Source organism: Paraburkholderia sp. BL21I4N1, assembly GCF_002973525.1.
Taxonomy (GTDB): domain Bacteria; phylum Pseudomonadota; class Gammaproteobacteria; order Burkholderiales; family Burkholderiaceae; genus Paraburkholderia.
In genome coordinates this window covers 12769-27685 of record NZ_PVEN01000030.1, presented here as the reverse complement: position 1 = coordinate 27685, position 14917 = coordinate 12769, and the positions used below count along the sequence as shown (strand labels likewise).

Sequence of the window (14917 nt, the reverse complement as noted above, 5' to 3'; positions counted from 1 at the left end):
GAACCCACGCGGATTACGCAGCGTTCTGCGTCATGGACGCGTCGTCAGGCCGCGTGGCGGTTATGGCGGGTGCGTCGGTCACAGCGGTTGCGGCGGTCGGGAAGGGCCACGCGGGCAGCGCACCGTTGCTGCCTGTCGCGGCGGGCTCCTGTGTCCCGGTCGGGCCGTCCACCGGCGACGGGGTCCCGGTGCCTTCGCCGGGTTCCGTGCCGTTGATCCGGTTGTTACCGTGGCTGTCGCCGTGGTCGTCGCCTTGCGCGTCGCGGTCCTGCGCTTCATCGCCGGTGTCGCCTTCTTCGTCGTCATCCTCATCCGCGTCCTGGGCCACGCCACCGGAGCGTGCTGCCGGGATTTCGCGGTCAGTGAGGATTTCAGGCAACCATGCCGACTTTGCGAGTCGCAGTTCGGCGGCGGCTGCCGCATCGGCCTTATTCATCTTGCCGAGGTCGGCGGCGATCTTCGGTGACACGGCGCTGGCGACGACTTCCGCGATGCGCGCCTTGCTGACATGGTCGAAATACGAGGCGCGCGTGGGCGTCCAGTACCGCGTCATGTCGAGGTTCAGCGCGCTGGCAAGCGCATTGATGGCGTGAGGCTTTTTTTCCCCGGCGATGCCGTCGAGCAGGGTGCCGGTGCAGAATGCGAGCAGGTCCAGCAGGGTCGTGCCGGGATCCTGTTCCATCAGCCACGGCAGCAGGTCCGCGCGCCGCGCGGGCAGTTCGCGGCCCCACCGCTCGCGCTGCGCCTCGATGACGCCCCATGCTGTGCTGGCGGGCAGGTCGTCCGCCGCGCCGAGCAGGCTGTCGTGGTTGCTGTTGCAGGACAGTGCCAGTGCATGCGGCGCGAAACCGAGTCCGTACCGTTCCGGAAAGACTTCCGGAACCACGCGTTGCAGGAGGGCAGCGAGCGCGACGGATGGCTGCGCGATGAGTTCCGCATGAACGGCGGCGGTACGATGTGCGGTCAGGCGCTGGCAAAGCTTCGCGTTGTGAACCGGCTTCTCCTTCTGCACCGCTCGTGTTGCCGTGTCCGGCTCACTGTCCGCCTCTGGCGTGCCGGTCACGGTTGCGCCCGCCGCATCCAGCGCCGCGCTGTTCTCGCGGCGCACCAGACCCCGTTCGACCACCACTTCGCCCTGCGGGCTCAGGATCACGAATGCGCCCGCCTCGGCCATCTGCTGAACGTCCCATGTCAGCATGCGGCTTTCGAGCGCGATGAGGGCAGCGTTTACCTGGTCGATTTCGGTTTCGAGCCGTTCGGCTTCCGCATACGCGTTCCCGTTGTCTTCCCCGAGGGCGTCAAACTGTCCGGCCAGTTCGTCCTGCTGTGCGGTGAGCGTGTCCATCTCCCGCTGTTCGTCGTCGGTGAGGACGCGCTGCACCGGTTGCAGCCTGCCGTAGCGGTTCAGTTCAAACACGTCGCGCTCGATGCGGCCCTCGGCCCAACCCCATCCCTCGGCCCGGACTGCTTCGGCGGCGGCGTCGAGCTTCTGTGCGGCGAGACGCTGCAGCAGTTCGACATCGGCGATGTATCCCGCGTTTTCATCGTCGCTGAAGAGATCACGACGCACGTAACCCCCGGCTGCCTCGTAGGCGTCCAGCCCCACGAAGCGCACCAGACGGCTGCGGCTCGCGTCGATCTCGGTATGCGTGATCGCCTGACGCAGATAGTTGGGCTGGCGTTGCCACTCGTTTGCATCGAACCAGATGCGTTCCTGCGTTTCGTGATCGTCGGCAAGCGCGAGCGCCGAAAGCTGGTCGAGCGTGATGGCGTCCTCGCGCAGCAGGGCAAGCAGCTTCGGGGAGGCGCTGGCGAGCTTCATGCGTCGTTTTACCGTGATCGGCGCAGCCGAGAAAAGCGCGGCGATGTAATTGACGCTGCGACCTTCGTCGGCCAGCATCCGGTAGGCGCGCAGCACGTCGAACGGGTCGAGTCCTTCGCGTTCGCTGTTCTCGATCAGCGAAATGGCGAGGGCTTCGCCTTCGCTGACGATGCGCACCGGCACCGGATAGTCGGCGGTGATGTGGCCTTGCCCGAACAGCAGGTCGAGTGCGGCCTGTCGGCGCTGACCGGCACAGACGCCAAGCTTGCGATGTTTGCCTCGCGAGCCCTTCATTTCGTGAACAATGAGGTTCTGCAGCAGCCCTTTCGCCCTGATGTTGGTGGCGAGCGAGCCAATGCCCGACAGTGGTTTCGTACGGGCATTGAGCGGCGAGCGCCGCAGGGCGGAATACGGCACGGTCACGACCGGCTGCTCGTTGCCGAAACTGGTTTCGAGCAGCGGCGCAGCGTTAGCCGTTGCGTCCGTGACGTTCTCGGCTTCGGTGGCGTGTGCGGTGTCGTTCGCAGTGTCGTTCATTTGCGTGTTGACTTCGGCTTGCATGATGTACTCCAGATAGAAAAGGGAAGGTTCCGGGTCACGTGGGTACGGAATGCCGTCAGGGCCGGACTCAGAGAGGAGTCCTGACGGAATGAACCGGAATCGGGCGGCGATGGGCTGCCGCCCGTGCCGTGCTTACGCCTTCATCTGGCGCATGGCGTCTGCGAGCATCCACAGCGCGCGGTTCAGTTTCACGTTCTGGTCGATGCCGGTGACGGGGCGGGTGGACATGGCACGCCCGCTGCGTGAGCGCCCGTGCAGGCCACCTTTGGTCAAGGACTCCTGCACCCGGTTAAAAACGGTCCAGAGATCGTCGCGGCGGTCCTCGAAGCGCCGCACGTTCAGAAGCTGGCTTTCGGTAACCGGGGCGGGCGCTTCCGCGTCGGTCGGGTCGTAACGCAGAGCGAGGGCGGAGCGCGCGAACGCGTGCTGTTCGTCGCGGGTGAGCGTCACGGCGCGCATGCCGTCCTTCTGTTCGCGGATCAGGTCGAAGCCGTCGAGCACCTCGAATGCGCCATTGATGACGTTCTGCACAATGGAGCCCTTGTGGGGAACGCGTACTTCGCCGACGGTTTCGCCCGCGACCATGCCGTTCTGGCAAACAAACCTGTAGACGCCACCGAGCATCTGATAAGAGCTTGTCCCGTCGTGCGAATTGAGCAGGATGATTTCGTTGACGTCCTCGCCGGTAATCTCATTCGCGGGGCGCATGCGAATCAGATGTTTTGTGAATTCGCGTCTGTCCTGATCGCGCACGCGGGTCTGGCAGACCATGAACGGCTGGAAGCCTTCGTTGCGCAGGCCGCGCAGCACGTCGATGGTCGGAATGTAGGTGTAGCGCTCCGAGCGGCTTTGGTGCTTGCCATCCGCGAAGATGGACGGGGCGACGCGGCGGATCTGGTCGTCCGAGAGGGGGGAATCCGAGCGGAGCATCGGGGAGCCGTAACGGAAAGAGGAAGCGAGTTGCATGTCAGTCTCCAGAGAGAAGCACTCAAAAAGGGTTGATCGGTGTTGCGCTGACCGGGCTCCAAGATTCGCCCCGCTGTAGGGGTTGGGCTCGTCCTGGTGGAACCCGGGGCTGGCTTTGCTGCCGCCAGTCTCCTGAGTTCGCGCCCGTGCGACTCAAGGAGCCGATGGGGGGCAAACGTCAAGGAAAAAAGGCGAGGGAGGGGTGCGGGCAACACGGTCCCTCGCCCCTTGACGTTTGCCCGCCATCGGCTACGGTCGCGGGTGTCGGGCGGGAACGCAGGAGACTGGTGGATGCGAAGCGTCGGGTTTGACCGGGATGAGCCGCCGCGCGGCGAGCGCGAATGTGGAGGCCGCCTGCGGCCTTCACCTGACTGGGGGGTAAAGGTGCTGGTTGTCGGCGGGAGAGGTTTTGCGCCAGGGATTGAAGCCCGGGAGGGCCGGGACGCCGCCGGCGGCCCGGTGCGAAGCACGAACGGCCGCCCGCAGCGCAAGCGGAGGGCGCGCCCCCTGAAGTCGTCGGGATCGCAGTGACGCAGCTTCCGGCATCGTTGCTAGAATGCCGGACCGAAGAATGGACCGTTGCGACCCATGCCTTTGCCAGTCGATGTTGAACTGCTCGCGGATGTGAGCATGAATGCCCTGGATGCGACGCGACAGCGTGACCAGATGTCCGGGCGTTCGCGCACCAGCGCCTTCACCGGATCGCGCATCAGGATGCGGGACCACGAACTGTTGGTGGTCGAAATTGGCCCCTTCGGGCAGGGGCCGGGCCGTACGGTGACGTTCCGCGCGCAATCGGTGGGGGCGGTCGTCGCGCCGGCAGGTGCGATTCTCGATACGCGCTGGGGCATCTGCGAAGTGGTGGCCTGAACCTGGGCGCGAGGTTGCGCACAACGTGCGTTCAGGCGGCGTTACCGTGTGCGCATGTACACGGCATAAACCGACGGGCTCAGTTCGCGCAGGTCCGCGCGGCGTTCGACCAGGTCGTGATGACGCCTTTGGCGCCTCGGATTCCGCAGATCAGGACGAGGCGTATTGCCCGTTCGGGGCAAGCCGTCGGGAGGGCTGCGCGAGACCGGTTTTCCCGATCAGCGGACAGTCGGGAAACCAGGCCAGATCGGAGGTGTCGCCGGCTCCTTCGAAGCTCGCATCGAACCTCACGAGCAGGGGGCGGACGCCGGTCGCCTGCGAAACGTTGCGTGAATACAAGCCGCTCGCACATCCTGACACTCCACTGGAACATTCAATCCTGAAGGGCGCCTCAAGGATTGCGCGCCTTTGCTGACCATCTTCTGCGTTCGGCCAGCATGGTCCTTCGGCACTCTGGCGAGCCGCAATGGCAGGCGTACCGCTGGCGGAGTTCACGTGAGTGACGACCTTCCACGAAGAGCGCGTAGTCGATGCTGAGCTCCTCGCCAGCCTGTATTGGCTGAACGGTAACTATGAATATCGGCCGTTGTGATCCTCAGCCTCGCAGTTGGGGCGGCACGCATGGTTGATCCAACGGGCGCTGTTGCCGCCCACTGCCCCATCGATAACAGTGCCGCCGCCGATGTCGAAATAAAAAGTATGGTCCGGGTGTGCTGGATCACGCGGGTGGCGGCGCAGTGCTTCGTCCCACGGGATACGTTCGCCGAGGTACTCACAGACGAGTTCGCCCGGGGCAAGCGCACGCGTGGCGAACACCCCTCTGCCGTGGACCGTCGACCGCCGGACAGCAATCCGGCGGCTGCGATGACGGATGGCATCGGAGGATTTCAACGCGGGAGCATCAGAGGTGTTCGTCAGGGGCATCGTCGACACAGTTGCAGGGCGGATGGAACCGGATAGGAGCAAAAGCATAGGATGCACGGCCGAATTCACCTTTGCAACCGGCGCGGGCGGTTCCTGCATCAAAGGCAAAAACGGCAGGACGGGCAACCAGCATGGCGTGACGTGCTGCTGCGAAGCAGGGGGGCAGGACCTGAAAGAGCTACAGGATCCGCAGATCCCGGATCCTGCCGATCTGCGGTGAGCGTTTCAGGATTAGGCCAACGATGAATTCAGGGAGCAGGGCGCGAGGAATGTTCGCCGGAACATCGTCGACCCGTTGTGAAGCGATGCGCGCGATAAAGTCCCTGGGGGCAGTTGCCAGACTGTGCTCATAGCTCACCCGATAGTCCATGATGCAGCTGCTCCCAAGAGTATTTTTTATGCGTCTGCTGATTCTATCAGCAGCGCAGTGGTGCGCTCCACGGTGGCTTCAGGGAAGCCGACAGGACTATGCACGACCCCTGACAGAAGTGTCGAGGCTACAATCCGATGCGAGGGCATCGTAGTGAGCTGTTCGTCATGCAGCAACAGGACGTGTTTAAGGGCACGCCTGTCAGCTTCGGATAACGGCCAGTCACCTCCCGTTTTGGCGCACACGGCAACAGAGTGAAGTGCCGTTTTCGAGATTCGAACCGGTGCGAGGTCGCGAGGTCCATTCGTTCTATGTGCAGATTTGTGCGCGTTCACGCTAACGGCCCGCGTACGGCGAGCTTGCGTTTTGCATGTCGCCTCAACGTCGAGCAAGCTTGAACATTCTCGTGACCGATGAGCTGAGAGACCCAATCGAACTGGCGCTCCTGAACCTGCATTCTTGCGAAGCGAAGCGCGCGAAACATCGCTTCAGCCAATGCCTGAGTCCCCAACCGTGTTTGCACGGGACGGTAAGCAAGAATATCGACAGTCGTCACAAGGCGTAGTGACGCGAAACGTTCCGCAGCAATTCGTGTCGCTTTTTTCTCGTCGATTGCAGCGGTAAAATCGCTATTGTGAGCAAACGCCAGGGTCGCGGCTTCACCGTCGTCGAGCGAGTCTGAGACCGAACCACCAACCAGTTCACGGAAGCTTTCGGATGCCGGTCCTTCAAGTTTTTCAACGCGTAGAAACTGATCGCCTATCAGCTGCTCCAACTGTACAGCTTCCTGCCGACCATCTACGGATCCCTTGCGGATTTCCTGTACGACGACGTCGGTGACCACGATTGGGACACCGAGCGCTTGCAGGACTGAGCTGGAGTGGCCTGTCGCCAGCAAGTTGATGATCACACTGGCGTCCAGCACGAACTCCGAATCTTCGTTAGTGATGCAGCTTGAACAGGTCATCCGCCTCGTCCTCTTCCGCCGCAGCCTCGTCGAGCAACTCTCGAACGCGTTGCCGATCAAGTTTCAGCATTTCCGCCATTTGACCTTCGCTAATCAAATCCTTCTTCCAGGCGTCTATCGCTAACAGATAGAGCCTCGATGATTGCGGGTTATCAACGTTGGTATCGTGTTCAGGCACCCCGAGGACTTGCCGGACCTGTTCATCGGTAATGCCACCATTATCCTTGAACCAATCCCACGTTCCCTTCTTGGTCAGGCCTAGTTCTTCCAGCCTGATGACAATAGCTTGCCGAGATACTCCGAAGTAGTTAGCCAGGAGAATCACATGTCGACGCGTAAGGTGAGTTGCCCCCGTAGTCAATTCCCTAAATTTTTCCATCACAGCCCGCGTCGGCGTGAGGAACGCCCGTCCGAAAGCATTTGCGTAGCGCTCTTCGCGGGAATTATCGTGCATGTCATCCTGGTAGACCTCAGGTCGCCGGCGAGTTGCTATGAAGTGTCCCAATTCATGTCCGCCCGTCTGCGTCTGGCGGTCTCGCCGATGGTTTGCATTAATCAGAATGCATGCTCCGAGTGCATCGTCGTAAGCAAATAAGCCGGATACTGATGATGCAAGTTTGCGACTATAAATTCGGATGCCAAGCTGAAGCTCCAGAAGTGCGAATAGGTTCTGGACCGGTCCTTCTCCGAGACCGAGCCAATTTCGTAGGTTTTGCGCATCATGTTCTGCCTGGGCACGGACGTCTCCAGGCATTATCGTCTTTTCTGCAGGATAATTTCGCTGGCGTTGAATGCCAAGAACGCTTTCGAGCTCGACTTCGGCTCGCACAAGATCATTTAAAGTGCGTGCAGCCTGCTCGATTCCCTCGCTGGCCGTCGCGGGAAGCGACCGAAAACGCGGAATGAGGTCAACGTGGACGGCCTCGCGTCGAAGTAGGGAGTTTACCGATATCCCGTAATGACGGCAGAGCGCCTGTAGCTCTTCAATTCGAGCAGTACGTTGACCTTTCTCGATAGCTACAAGCGTGGTGCGAGCAACGCCAGCAGCTTTCGCTCCAGCATCTTGGGTGAGATTCGCGGTTTCTCGTGCAATTTTGAGTCTTTCACCAAGTTCGACTGGGCTTAGTTCTTGAGTTGACTTGGTCATGATGCTTTATCCATCCATTTCCTGACGAACGACTGGGGTCCGAGATCGTTCGTGAATGCCGACCACTCCTTTGCATGCTGTTCCAGAAGTCGGTCCAGCTTCTCGGAAACGCTTTCCAGGGGTTCGTTGAGCGATCCGGATAGGTCGCTCATTGCTCTGCGTTTGACCAGATCGAAGCTTCCCGAATCTCGAATCGCTGCGAGGTGATCGAAATGAAGAGTTCCGGCTATCGCATACTCGCGAAGAGCCTTGGTAATGTGATTAAATCCTGCTGCCGCGCCCGCTTCGAACGTAGAAGAGGTGAGCCTCTCCCATACGTAGTTGTCTTCAGGTTCAGACAGGTCGGCAGCGTGAACACTTAGCCGGCGTAACAAGCAGGCTGCGCAAATTCCACATTGTCGTCTCGACTTTGAGACAGACACTTGCCTGGCGCTTTGCCAGCAAGAGCGGGTTTCAAGCCAGTTCGCAGAGTCACCATACGCGTCGACGAATTCGCGCAGCGTCTCCCCTTTGGTCTTCCAGATTCTCGGAAAGGAATAGCGGAGTCGATGCCCAAACAGCGCGTAAACAAACGTCTCCATCAGCACGGTGAAGGCGGGGTAATTCCGGTAATCTGCGTAACCTTGTCCGACCGGTAACATTGCCGGGGCGAGGGCGCCTTGACCGCTTTCCGGAACGATCGCCGTAGGCGCATCTATAAGATATGCCGCGATAGCAGCGATCAGGCTAAACTTGAAGCCACGAGTTCTCGCGCTATTTTCAGCGTTGTCATCGTCCAGCTTGACTTCATAGGGTAACGCCGCAAACGGTGCTATCAGTCGTTTCTTCTTGGGTACATCATGCCATTTGGTACCAACGCGAACGCGAACCAATCGATGCCCAAGCCGTCGATGCTCCAAGCCGTACACGGCGCGTGAGTCCATTCCTTCGCTGTAAGCAATGACGGCCTCGGCGTTAGACGGAAACTCCAATCGATTTTGGGCAGGAAGAACTGCCTTCGCTTTGCGGGCGCGAAAATGAAAATGCCAATCGTCGCCGGTGAGAAAATTCAGGGCGTTGGTTAGTGAACTAGACACTGAGCGATCCAACCACCTCGCGAGGTCGTGAACAGGGATGTGCACGTGAAAGCGCCGGCCCCAGTTCATGCTGCTGCGAGCGAGGCTACGGTCACAGAACTCGACTGCTGCCGCAACGACGAGCGCATCATAGACTACAGGCTGCCAGTTGGTGGAAGAAAAAGTCTCGAGAACTTCGGTGTCAAAGCTGATGTTCGTTTCCAGCCTGCAGGCAAGCGTTCCTCTGCGTGGTCGCGCGCCCATCTCAACGACGTCGACAGCAAGTTCCTTGAGTTCGATGAATTGCGACTTCTTGCTCATCACAACGGCACCCCGTCGCTCAGCTCGGACCGCTTCCTCAACGTCGACTTGTGGGTCGTCTCTGGTGCCACGAGGGCCAAGCCCAGCTGCTTTTCTGACATCCCTGAGATGGCGGTGTACAGCCGTACTCCCAGATCGTTGGCGCGCCGCATATTGGATTTTCTGAGGTAGTGCTCCTCAATCTGACGCGTGTTTGCGATGCCTCGCTCCTTGGCAGCAAAGCCTATTGCCTCAAGGAACGCTTCCTCGTCCAGACGGCCGCTGTTCACAACATAAACGCCCCAAGCGACCGCGTTGAGTCCAAATACTGACCCGGCCGCCAAGGTTCTTGCTTCCTCAAGTTGCTGAAGCGCGATTTCTGGTAGGCCCAAGGAATTATCGCGCCTCGTGAAGACGTCCTTGAGGGCTTTGATCACTGAGTAATCGACTTCCTTTCTGAAGTCACGCGCGAGCGCGTGCCTGGCGGCGTCCGAGACCTGTTCCAGGTCGTAGGTAGACTGATCTCCACGCTTGGCAAGTTCCTTCCAGGCCTTTCGCATTGGCAGACTTCTGTGTGGTCCGTCGCTCATCGCACGCCTCCAGATATGTCAGGATTAAATTATAAAAATCCGACATTGTCAATATTCTGTGGCGAGCGTATGCTTGTGGGGCCGCAGAGGGATGAAGAAACGCAAGATTGCCCCCAACTGGTGCGCGCCCTGGAGCCGACTGAACGTGTCCAACGCGTTCACGGCTTTGACAGCGCGGCAAACGCTTACTCTTTTTGGATGCCGTGAAACCGGGCCTTAAGCCATGCCAGAAGTTACCTTGCATCACTTTCTACGTGCCGCCGCAGACATTGGTGTGCGTGGCGACAACGACACGTTGCCGTTCGATGTCGACACTCGCTTTGTTAAGGCAAAGCAGAATGAACTGGCGTCAGCCGCGTTTGCCTTCTGGAACCAACTGAAGAGTGATGGGCCCACAAACAGCGATAAGAAGGTCGGCGCCTTAACGGTGTTTCATGAGCGCCTTCTTACTCCAGCGGGTTCCTCTGGGTTTCGCATCACCACAAAGATCCATCCGTTCTGGAGCGTGTATCTGAATGGTTTAGCGATAGCCGTCGCTGAAGCGATTGAAGACGGCCGTGACCCTGGCGCCAGGTCTTATCGTTATGACCGGACAGGCGAGCACGAGCTATTTGACAGGACTGCAAGTTGGCGGCGCTTTCGTGAGGACAGCCTGAGCCTTGCCGCACAAGATGACTTGGTTGTTGTTCAAACGGATGTATCGAGTTTCTACGAGCACGTCTCCCACCATTATCTGCAAAACGCGCTGAACGACGTGTTTCCAGATGGCAGGTTAGGGAACCAGGTCAATGCTCTGCTTGGGAAGTTCTCATCGGGGCGGTCATTCGGTTTGCCGGTAGGAGGCCAGGCGTCGCGAATTCTCGCGGAACTCTTCATGAACGCGATAGACCACGAACTCACCAGTACTGGGCTAAAGTGGCTCCGATATGTTGATGACTATGTGCTCGTTGCGAATTCCGCTGAGGACGCGTATCGAGCACTCTCTACGCTGTCGTACGCGCTTGGAAACTATGGCCTGAGCCTTAATAAGACGAAAACAGTCATCCTTACCGCGAAACACTACCGTGACTTCGTGTCCGCTCAACTCGGCGGAGCAGGGGAAAACGCTGCCCGTCTCGTTGCGATCGATTTGCACTTCGATCCGTATTCGGATACCGCCCTGGAGGACTACGAGTCACTGAAGGATACTGTCGCCGGTCTGGAAGTTCAGACAATCCTCAATCAGGAACTGGACAAAGGTCTTCCCGATAACTTTTTGGTTTCGCAGATAACCAGGACGTTGCGTTTGCAGGCGCCAAGAGAGGCGATCAGCCTTGTCGCCACGCTTCTGGAGCCGAAGAACCTCAATTCGTTTCGTGGATCGTGGGCTGCCGTCATGCGTGGTGTTTATGCAGTTCGAATGGACCCCGGGTTCCATGAGGTTCATTCGGACATTGACTGGTATCTCGACCGTATTCCCGAACAAAGTTCGCATCTACTGCAGGTCGAGGGAAGCATACTGCATTATCTTCGCACGCTTTATGGCGGCCATACGAAGTCCAGAGCGGTCTACGTGAGGAAAGTCTTCGACTCGACTCGTTCCGAAACGGTAAAGCGCGCCTGCGTTGAGTGCTGGAGACGGTGGAGCGACCGGCCCGCGTTTAACGCAGTTCGTAACAACTGGTCGAGCATGACGCCGGACTGCCAGCGCTCGCTGTGGCTAGCCTCGTATTCGTTTGGAGACCAAGGGGAGGCGGTTAGACGGCAACTGTTCTCGAATATGGCGACATCACTGAAACTGGGGATCGAAACGCAGAGCCAGAAGGACACGTTTGCCAAGGCCTTTCTCCAATGGTGCGAAGATGAAAAAGACTTTGCATGATCCCCGTACTGTAGCGCGCAACGTTCCAGGGCTTTTTGAGGTTGTATTTCCGCAGCTAACCACGGGCGTTGTCGTTCATCTCAATCAGACTCGGACGCTCTTGTCGACGCTTCCTCTTAGCCAGGCGCTTATCGAAAGCAGTACCTTGCAGAACGCAATGCTGTTTGAACTCGGAATCGCTTGCGCGGAAAGTGTATTAGCCACTGGGTCACTGATGTGGGAGGACGCCAAGGCAAGCGCCTTGAGCCGGCAGCGTCGGTATTTTGACGCAGAGATTCCTGCGGAAATAGCACAGCAAGACCGGCTCATTTCCGAGAAGATTGCCCAAAACCTGACAAGCACGCTTTCAGAGGTTGCTGGCGGCAAGAAGGTTGAGATTGGACCGAAGATACCCGGGCTTGGATGGGTAGCGCCAGGACGGGGTGATTTTGCGTTTGGCCGGACGCTAGTTGAAACTAAGTGCGCTCACAAGAATTTTTCAATGGCCGACTATCGCCAGGTACTTCTGTACTGGCTTCTAAGCTATGCTGCGGCGATCGAAGGGCGCGGAGAGGAGTGGTCTGACTGTATCTTGCTCAATCCTCGCTCAAGCGTGTCCGTGAGATTCGAATATGACGCATTGCTGCATGTTGTGGCAGCAGGTCAGACAAAGCTGGAAGTGCTACAGGTTTTCCGCGCGCTGGTTGATTCTGGTGACCGATTTCAGTGAACAGATGCTTTCACGCCGGTGTAGCCCAATACACTGGAAACATACGGTGGCGGGACATCCTGAATGGGCACACGTTGCAATCGACGTGCGAAAGCGGTCCACGTGCTGGTTACGACGGCCACAAACGCGAATGGGGCAGCAAGGTGACATGACAGTCGATACGCTGGGCAACCTGCTGGCTGTGCATATTACGCCAACCAATGAAGAGGAGCGAGCACAGGTGGCAGAGCTTGCCCGTCCGGTTCAGCAGGCAACGGGCCAGGCGGTGAAGCTGGCATTTGCAGACTAATGCTATATGGCTGAGGCAGCTGCCTCGGCGTCCGGGTCGTGCCCACACCCGTCGATGTGGCCGCTCTGGTTGACGAAGAGCTGGAGCAGCTGCGGGTGGCGCGCGGAACACAGCGGCTGGAACTTGACGTGACCGGGGGATCGACTTGACCGGTTCCGCAGGCGACTGCCTGGGACCGACGCGCAACTCGACTTGGTGCGGCATCGCCGATGTTCATCCGCGGAGGCGTGTGAAGCCATTCGGACTTTCGGCAGCGCTGCGAGGGCCTCGTCCCACACCCTCAAACGTCAGAAGTCGGTTCGCGAATCCGTTCTTGCCCATGAGGTCGTTGTTTGAGCCGGGACCGTTTGTGATGTCGTTTGTTCGCGTGTCGGCCCGAGTTGCTGCTTTGCACGTTGTTGGCAGAGCCCACATGGTGAGCAAACGATACCACGCTTAAATACGGCCAAGCAGCGAAGACGGGCAAAGCAGCGAAGACCATTGCAATCTTTGTCTTCGTGCTGGCGGACGCGCCGCAGCTCGCCGAAGGCTTGGCGGAACTACGTCGAGGCCACGGCGCTCAACATCGCGAAGGATTATTCGCATGTCTTCGCGCCCGGTACGGCTTACGGCAAAAACATTGTGCCGCGTCGACGCCAAGCTCGACGTCGCGCAGAACAGCGACATGACAGCAGTCGATTTCGCCGGTACCTTCGAGCAAATGGTTGCCTTCGTATTCGTTTTTGAGTATATTGAATACGGCAACGTACTAGGAGTGGACAATGTCTCGGACAACCCCTACCACGATGACGGTTCGCCTGAGCGGCCCGCTCAGCGACTTTGTTTCCGCGAACGTCGGTGAACATGGCGATTACGAGAACGTCAGCGAGTATGTTCGAGATCTGATTCGTCGCGATAAAGAACAGAAGGAGGCGAAGGTGTTCGAGCGGCTCAAGGCTGAACTGATCCATGCCTACGCCGCTCCGGAGTCCTCGTATAAGCCACTGACGGCCGCCGATGTGATCGCGCGCAATCGGGCCTGACAGGAATGCCAAAGGCACAGATCCGCATTCAGGAAGCGGCGTCTTTCAGAATCGACGAAATCTATCGCTACACACGCGATCGATGGGGCGCTCAGCAGGCCGACCGATACATTACGGGTTTGTTTGATGCCTTTGACGGCATAGCTGATCACCTGACACCTTCACGTCCCATTCCGGCGGAATTCGGCATTCAGGGCTATTTCTTTCGTTACGAACACCATTTCGTCTATTGGCGCCTTCTTTCGGACGGCAACGTCGGCATCGTCACGATTCTGCACGAACGGATGCATCAAATCGATCGGTTCCGGGATGATTTCGGTCTGTGAGTTCGTCGCCGGGAGCGGCAACGGGATAGAGAAAGCGGGATTCGAACCGTGTTTGGGGCTCGTGAAATTATGAATGAGACCGTTCCAAAGACCGGAAAAACGGGTCTTTCTGAATATGGGTAGAAGTATGGGTAGCGGAAAGGTGTTTTTCCAGAGCCTTGCTGGTAAAGGCTTTCCGGGCATTTCGGCATCCCTCCGTCGCAGTCGATCTGGAGCGAGAATCTGCAGCATCGTTGTGAAGGGCGATCTTTACGGTGGGGTGTCAAACACGGGCGGACGGGGTGCCAAGCGCGATGAGGTTGCTTTGGCCAGCAACTGGCAGCTTCAATTCCGAAGGATCCCCCAGATTACCCAAAGGTCTACCCCGCTGAAAACATTGATCCATGCGCAACCTTAGCACCGCAGGCATGAGCCGGTGCATCCGACGACAGCGAGCTAAGTGAGAAACGCGACTTCATTCATGCCCCGAAAGACTGCTTGCCGCATACTTTTTACGGAACGCGGGATAAAAAAATATTAACGACAGGAAGCATGGCACCGATGATTTTCAGCTCAAACTGATTTTGCATAGGACTACGGGGGAACTCCTGGGAAAACCATCGTTCAATGGATGCGCCGCTAAACGCAATTTTGTTCTCATAAGGCGATTTGCCCAACTCGACCTGACCCGCTAAATTCGGAAGTACGCTTTGCGCACGTTTGATGCGCTAGCCACTCCCCCGTCGTTCGTATTGGAAACAGTGCCGTGCGGATAGGGAGTTATCGGCAACAGACGGAAGGTGGACACGGCGATGAAAATCTGTTTTTCCCTGAAAGAAGTGGCAGAGGCGCTTTCCTTGTCGCCGACGACCGTACAGAAACTGGTGCGCGAAAAAAGCTTCCCTGAACCGCGGTTACTATCCGGCCGCAGGGTAGGATGGCTCGCACACGAGGTCCGGAAGTGGGCTGACGCTCGTCCCGTTGCTGACCTGCTGCCGCCGGAGAACACGGGCGCTAGAAAGCGGCAAATTCCTCAAGGCGAGCGGCCAGTTTCGTGAGCCATTCGCGTTTTCCGGCATCTTAGCCGTAGAGGTTGTCGCCTCTCGGCCCTAGACGATACTTAGCTTGATTTGACGAATGATGTTGTCGGCTACCCCGT

Annotated in this window: 14 protein-coding genes and 2 pseudogenes; 8 read left to right on the top strand and 8 right to left on the bottom strand. The window is 58.6% G+C overall.

Annotated elements, in window-relative coordinates; translation table 11 throughout:
* Positions 1 to 13: 13 nt before the first annotated feature.
* Together B0G83_RS36715 and B0G83_RS36710 are read right to left on the bottom strand one after the other, a co-directional pair.
* The gene (locus B0G83_RS36715) at positions 14 to 2383 is read right to left on the bottom strand and encodes a ParB/RepB/Spo0J family partition protein (RefSeq protein ID WP_105512164.1); all 2370 of its coding nucleotides are present in this window, start codon (positions 2381 to 2383) and stop codon (positions 14 to 16) included.
* A gap of 132 nt (positions 2384 to 2515) precedes the next feature.
* On the bottom strand, positions 2516 to 3349 hold the full coding sequence (locus tag B0G83_RS36710) for a DUF932 domain-containing protein (protein ID WP_105512163.1): 834 nt from the start codon (positions 3347 to 3349) through the stop codon (positions 2516 to 2518).
* A 588-nt stretch (positions 3350 to 3937) separates the two neighbouring features.
* Here B0G83_RS36710 and B0G83_RS36705 point away from each other — a divergent pair.
* The gene (locus B0G83_RS36705) at positions 3938 to 4219 is read left to right on the top strand and encodes a hypothetical protein (protein WP_181157179.1); all 282 of its coding nucleotides are present in this window, start codon (positions 3938 to 3940) and stop codon (positions 4217 to 4219) included.
* Positions 4220 to 4789: 570 nt separating this feature from the next.
* On the opposite strand, the gene B0G83_RS39505 is transcribed toward B0G83_RS36705, so the two are convergent.
* The 6 genes from B0G83_RS39505 to B0G83_RS36670 form a co-directional block, all read right to left on the bottom strand.
* Positions 4790 to 5143, bottom strand: a complete 354-nt coding sequence (locus B0G83_RS39505) for an SET domain-containing protein (protein ID WP_308701559.1) — start codon at positions 5141 to 5143, stop codon at positions 4790 to 4792.
* A gap of 178 nt (positions 5144 to 5321) precedes the next feature.
* Entirely contained in the window at positions 5322 to 5513 is a 192-nt protein-coding gene (locus B0G83_RS36690) for a hypothetical protein (protein WP_105512160.1), read from the bottom strand.
* A 331-nt stretch (positions 5514 to 5844) separates the two neighbouring features.
* Complete coding sequence (locus B0G83_RS36685) at positions 5845 to 6480, bottom strand: hypothetical protein (RefSeq protein WP_105512159.1); 636 nt, start codon at positions 6478 to 6480, stop codon at positions 5845 to 5847.
* Positions 6455 to 7627, bottom strand: coding sequence for an XRE family transcriptional regulator (locus B0G83_RS36680; protein WP_105512158.1), 1173 nt, complete (start codon positions 7625 to 7627; stop codon positions 6455 to 6457). Before B0G83_RS36680 ends, B0G83_RS36685 begins: the two co-directional genes overlap by 26 nt.
* On the bottom strand, positions 7624 to 9003 hold the full coding sequence (locus tag B0G83_RS36675; protein ID WP_105512176.1) for a hypothetical protein: 1380 nt from the start codon (positions 9001 to 9003) through the stop codon (positions 7624 to 7626). The genes B0G83_RS36680 and B0G83_RS36675 overlap by 4 nt, the downstream gene beginning before the upstream one ends.
* Positions 9003 to 9572 carry a hypothetical protein gene (locus tag B0G83_RS36670; RefSeq protein ID WP_105512157.1) on the bottom strand — a complete coding sequence of 190 codons (570 nt, stop codon included), beginning with the start codon at positions 9570 to 9572 and terminating at the stop codon, positions 9003 to 9005. The genes B0G83_RS36675 and B0G83_RS36670 overlap by 1 nt, the downstream gene beginning before the upstream one ends.
* A 223-nt stretch (positions 9573 to 9795) precedes the next feature.
* On the opposite strand from B0G83_RS36670, the gene B0G83_RS36665 reads away from it, so the two are divergent.
* The 7 genes and pseudogenes from B0G83_RS36665 (at position 9796) to B0G83_RS36635 (ending at position 14816) form a co-directional block, all read left to right on the top strand.
* The gene (locus tag B0G83_RS36665; RefSeq protein WP_105512156.1) at positions 9796 to 11433 is read left to right on the top strand and encodes an RNA-directed DNA polymerase; all 1638 of its coding nucleotides are present in this window, start codon (positions 9796 to 9798) and stop codon (positions 11431 to 11433) included.
* Positions 11414 to 12142 (top strand): hypothetical protein, encoded by a 729-nt coding sequence (locus tag B0G83_RS36660; RefSeq protein ID WP_146120361.1) that lies wholly within the window; start codon positions 11414 to 11416, stop codon positions 12140 to 12142. Before B0G83_RS36665 ends, B0G83_RS36660 begins: the two co-directional genes overlap by 20 nt.
* A gap of 5 nt (positions 12143 to 12147) precedes the next feature.
* Positions 12148 to 12428: pseudogene (locus tag B0G83_RS36655) on the top strand (transposase); the annotation flags it as partial.
* A gap of 500 nt (positions 12429 to 12928) precedes the next feature.
* Positions 12929 to 13137: pseudogene (locus tag B0G83_RS36650) on the top strand (electron transfer flavoprotein subunit alpha/FixB family protein); the annotation flags it as partial.
* A gap of 79 nt (positions 13138 to 13216) precedes the next feature.
* The gene (locus B0G83_RS36645; protein ID WP_258168497.1) at positions 13217 to 13453 is read left to right on the top strand and encodes an addiction module antitoxin; all 237 of its coding nucleotides are present in this window, start codon (positions 13217 to 13219) and stop codon (positions 13451 to 13453) included.
* Positions 13454 to 13458: 5 nt separating this feature from the next.
* The gene (locus tag B0G83_RS36640; protein ID WP_105512153.1) at positions 13459 to 13779 is read left to right on the top strand and encodes a type II toxin-antitoxin system RelE/ParE family toxin; all 321 of its coding nucleotides are present in this window, start codon (positions 13459 to 13461) and stop codon (positions 13777 to 13779) included.
* A 791-nt stretch (positions 13780 to 14570) separates the two neighbouring features.
* A complete protein-coding gene (locus B0G83_RS36635) occupies positions 14571 to 14816 on the top strand; it encodes an AlpA family transcriptional regulator (protein WP_105512152.1) in 246 nt (81 codons plus the stop codon).
* Positions 14817 to 14917: the final 101 nt, after the last annotated feature.

What these genes read in the sequence shown, in the direction of transcription:
- B0G83_RS36715 (WP_105512164.1), bottom strand. Translation starts at nt 2,383, where the DNA reads ATGCAAGCCGAAGTCAACACGCAAATGAACGACACTGCGAACGACACC.
- B0G83_RS36710 (WP_105512163.1), bottom strand. Translation starts at nt 3,349, where the DNA reads ATGCAACTCGCTTCCTCTTTCCGTTACGGCTCCCCGATGCTCCGCTCG.
- B0G83_RS36705 (WP_181157179.1), top strand. Translation starts at nt 3,938, where the DNA reads ATGCCTTTGCCAGTCGATGTTGAACTGCTCGCGGATGTGAGCATGAAT.
- B0G83_RS39505 (WP_308701559.1), bottom strand. Translation starts at nt 5,143, where the DNA reads ATGCCCCTGACGAACACCTCTGATGCTCCCGCGTTGAAATCCTCCGAT.
- B0G83_RS36690 (WP_105512160.1), bottom strand. Translation starts at nt 5,513, where the DNA reads ATGGACTATCGGGTGAGCTATGAGCACAGTCTGGCAACTGCCCCCAGG.
- B0G83_RS36685 (WP_105512159.1), bottom strand. Translation starts at nt 6,480, where the DNA reads ATGACCTGTTCAAGCTGCATCACTAACGAAGATTCGGAGTTCGTGCTG.
- B0G83_RS36680 (WP_105512158.1), bottom strand. Translation starts at nt 7,627, where the DNA reads ATGACCAAGTCAACTCAAGAACTAAGCCCAGTCGAACTTGGTGAAAGA.
- B0G83_RS36675 (WP_105512176.1), bottom strand. Translation starts at nt 9,003, where the DNA reads ATGAGCAAGAAGTCGCAATTCATCGAACTCAAGGAACTTGCTGTCGAC.
- B0G83_RS36670 (WP_105512157.1), bottom strand. Translation starts at nt 9,572, where the DNA reads ATGAGCGACGGACCACACAGAAGTCTGCCAATGCGAAAGGCCTGGAAG.
- B0G83_RS36665 (WP_105512156.1), top strand. Translation starts at nt 9,796, where the DNA reads ATGCCAGAAGTTACCTTGCATCACTTTCTACGTGCCGCCGCAGACATT.
- B0G83_RS36660 (WP_146120361.1), top strand. Translation starts at nt 11,414, where the DNA reads ATGAAAAAGACTTTGCATGATCCCCGTACTGTAGCGCGCAACGTTCCA.
- B0G83_RS36645 (WP_258168497.1), top strand. Translation starts at nt 13,217, where the DNA reads ATGACGGTTCGCCTGAGCGGCCCGCTCAGCGACTTTGTTTCCGCGAAC.
- B0G83_RS36640 (WP_105512153.1), top strand. Translation starts at nt 13,459, where the DNA reads ATGCCAAAGGCACAGATCCGCATTCAGGAAGCGGCGTCTTTCAGAATC.
- B0G83_RS36635 (WP_105512152.1), top strand. Translation starts at nt 14,571, where the DNA reads ATGAAAATCTGTTTTTCCCTGAAAGAAGTGGCAGAGGCGCTTTCCTTG.